4 protein-coding genes are annotated in these 3,224 nt (G+C 45.4%); all 4 read left to right on the top strand.

The features are described 5' to 3' along the window. Nucleotides 1–271 (top strand): phage GP46 family protein (locus tag C6H66_RS24350; protein ID WP_181150301.1); only part of this gene is annotated, 271 nt, incomplete at its 5' end. Next, nucleotides 243–1,382: a baseplate J/gp47 family protein gene (locus C6H66_RS24345; protein WP_105397000.1), complete on the top strand. Its 1,140-nt coding sequence runs from the start codon at nt 243–245 to the stop codon at nt 1,380–1,382. The genes C6H66_RS24350 and C6H66_RS24345, both read left to right, overlap by 29 nt. Continuing rightward, nucleotides 1,379–1,975 (top strand): YmfQ family protein, encoded by a 597-nt coding sequence (locus C6H66_RS24340; RefSeq protein WP_105396999.1) that lies wholly within the window; start codon nt 1,379–1,381, stop codon nt 1,973–1,975. Before C6H66_RS24345 ends, C6H66_RS24340 begins: the two co-directional genes overlap by 4 nt. Before the next feature lie 50 nt (nt 1,976–2,025). Continuing rightward, nucleotides 2,026–3,198: a phage tail protein gene (locus tag C6H66_RS27180; protein ID WP_248000820.1), complete on the top strand. Its 1,173-nt coding sequence runs from the start codon at nt 2,026–2,028 to the stop codon at nt 3,196–3,198. Nucleotides 3,199–3,224: the final 26 nt, after the last annotated feature.

Raw genomic sequence — 3,224 nt, 5'->3', positions numbered from 1 at the left:
TTACCAAATTGGCTCAAGATTATGGTTAATTCGACGCCAAAAACTCACTACCGCCGTCGCGCTGAAAGCAGAAGATTATGCGCGTGAGGCGCTACAGTGGATGTTAGACGATGGCGTTGTCGCTTCTGTAAATATCAACACTCAAATCGTTTACCCAAATCGATTAAATATGATTATTCGCTATCAACGGCCAGGAAGAGAAGCCGAAGATCTGAGATTTTTCTGGGTATGGGAAAAGAATAATGCCATTCAAACGACAAACACTATCTGAATTGCGTGAGCAGAACCGCAGCTTTTTACAGTCTGAACTTGATGATGTTGGTACATTGCTGAGATATTCAAATATGGGCGTTCTTGCTGACATGGACGCCGGCATGGCCCATTTACACTACGGCTATCTTGACTATATCGCACTGCAAACTACGCCCTTTACCGCGACAGATGAACATCTTGCAGGTTGGGGGGCAATGAAAAAGGTCTTTCGCAAACCGGCTAACGCAGCCATTTGCAATGATTACCAGTTTACAGGTGTTGAGGGGGCAATGATTCCGGCAGGGACAATACTAAATCGGGGCGACGGTTATCAATACAAAACGCTTTATGACGTTCGTATAGCACAAGATGGCACCGCTAATGCATTAATAGCAGCAATTCTGCCGGACATTTCCGATGATGTCACAGGTGGAGGAAGCGCAGGTAATGCTGACGCGGGGACAGTGTTAACACTCGATCAAAGTATTGCCGGGGTTGACGTTCAGGGAAAAGCTGTAACACCGATTATCGGCGGGGCAGATATTGAAAATGAAGATGATTTTCGTTCCCGAATTCTTCTTGCGTACCAAGGGTTACTATCAGGCGGCTCTGATGATGACTACAAGCTGTGGGCTTTGTCCGTGCCGGGTGTTACTCGTGTGTGGATTCGCCGGCGAGCGATGGGTGCTGGTACCGTTGGTATCTATATCATGTGCGATAATAACGGAAAAGGCGGTTTCCCAACCGGTACTGATGGATTTTCTAAGCTGGAAAATTACGGTACGTCAGCAATGGGAGATCAAGCAAGAGTCGCTGATCATATCTACCCGTTACAGCCAGTCACTGCGTTGGTGTGGGTTTGCTCCCCAATTAAACGTAAAATTGACATTATAATCAACGGTATATCTTATGTTAGTCGTGATGTAACGAATGCTATTGCCGCAGCTATTGATAATGTATTTTTTGAAAGTGGAAATCCTGACGGAACCGGAAAAGTTCTTATTTCAGAATTGCAATATGCGATTGCTGATGTGCCAGGTACTGCGGGATTCGTCATCACAAATCCGACAAGCAATATCAAATTAGGGGTTGGAGAACTGCCGTTGCGAGGGGAGGTTATCTATACATGAGTCGATATAGCGTAGAAGACTATACATCAGCATTAAACGGATTGTTACCGTCTGGCTTAGCATGGACTCGTCAGCACTCATCTGTTATGAATGCAGTAACAAGAGCGATTGCGCATTCATATTACCGAAGTGATCGTGACGCATGGGGGTTAATTGAAGGTGCTTTCCCCGCAACAGCTACTATCATGCTGCCAGAGTGGGAAAAATCATTGGGGCTACCGGATGACTGCGGGATTGGGGAAGTTGATACTATTCCGCTCAGACAGAAAACGGTTGTTTCTCGATTGTTGAGAGATGGTGGACAGTCGAAAGAATTTTTCATTAATCTTGCTGCGACAATGGGCTATACCATCACAATTACTGAGTACAGACAAGCGCGGGCGGGGCAATCAGTTTGCGGGGAAGCATTAAACGGTGAAGATTGGCCGTTTACATGGCGAATTAACGCACCAAAAACAACTATTTTCTATGCCGTGGCTGGTGGCAGTTATTGCGGCGATCCGTTGAGGTCATGGGGTAATAAGAGGCTTGAATGTCAATTTAATCGTCTTTGTCCATCTCATACAATTCTGCAATTCGGCTACAGCAACTAAATAACCCTTTATTTATTATTTTCTAATCACCTTATGAGTGAGGTTTTGCTATGCAAAAAATTGGGGATATTACAAATACCGCCGATAAGAACGGCGAATTTACAAATGGCAATGTCGCAGCCGGTATTGCACCGACATTATTAGACGCAGGGTGGTTTAATACCGTTCAGCGTGAATTAATTAACGCAGTCCAAGGCGCGGGAATTAAATTAGATAATAAAAATGACAGTCAGCTTTTTGCTGCTATCAAAAGATTAATTGATAACAGCGCGGTAGAAATTCACGACGCCTCACTAACCCAAAAAGGAATAACTCAACTCACAGACAAAACAGGTAACAGTAATACCCTTGCGGCCACTCAGAAGTTAGTTACTGATGTGAATGACAATGCTAATAGTAAACTGTCAAAATCCCAAAACGGTGCCGACATCCCTAACAAAAGTGAGTTTGTGAAAAACCTCGGCTTATCGGAAACTGTGAATAAGGCGAATAATGCCGTGCCGAGTAGCCGGAAAGTGAATGGCAAGGCGTTGACCGGAGATGTCAATTTAGGGGCTGGTGATGTAGGGGCTTACCCCAGTCTGAAATCAATTGATAAAATTCCAACGTTGGGATACAACGGCCCATTTCGTGGTGGAGCGTCTGTTAATTATGCAAAAGGAATTAGCGTTGGTGATAGCGACTATGGACAGATCTGGGTTGATTCTAGAGGACGTCTATTTGCACAATTTTCAAATAATAATAAAGAAATAATTGGCGGTGAATGTGTCTATACAAGCGATATTGCAGTTCCAGTCGGCGTTCCTGTTCCATACCCCCACCGCTACACACCACCCGGTTACCTCACATGCAACGGTCAGACATTCGATAAATCTTTATACCCAAAGTTAGCAGAAGCCTATCCTGCCGGTAGAGTGCCTGATTTAAGAGGCGAATTTATTCGAGGCTGGGATGATAGTCGGGGAGTCGATCCGGGTAGAGTGTGCGGAACCTGGCAAGGAGACGCAATCAGAAATATTACGGGCAGCTGGGGTGATGCGACAGCAGAAAGCGGCGGCGACGCATCCGGTGCATTCAATTACACATACAGACGGGGTGGGAGAGCGGCAGGCGGTGGGGGCGGTACTTTATCGTTTACATTTGATGCATCTCGTGTCGTCCCCACAGCTAACGAAAATAGACCCCGCAACGTCGCATTTAACTACATAGTGAGAGCAGCATAATGACAGAACAGAAATACTCTTTAGAA

The organism is Photorhabdus hindustanensis (assembly GCF_002968995.1).
Taxonomy (GTDB): Bacteria; Pseudomonadota; Gammaproteobacteria; order Enterobacterales; family Enterobacteriaceae; genus Photorhabdus; species Photorhabdus akhurstii.
The sequence above is the reverse complement of the archived record's forward strand: the minus strand, read 5'-3'. Positions and strand labels throughout refer to the sequence as shown.

Bases quoted from the DNA above. Each gene is read 5' to 3' on its own strand.
- C6H66_RS24345 (WP_105397000.1), top strand. From the start codon at position 243: ATGCCATTCAAACGACAAACACTATCTGAATTGCGTGAGCAGAACCGC.
- C6H66_RS27180 (WP_248000820.1), top strand. From the start codon at position 2,026: ATGCAAAAAATTGGGGATATTACAAATACCGCCGATAAGAACGGCGAA.
- C6H66_RS24340 (WP_105396999.1), top strand. From the start codon at position 1,379: ATGAGTCGATATAGCGTAGAAGACTATACATCAGCATTAAACGGATTG.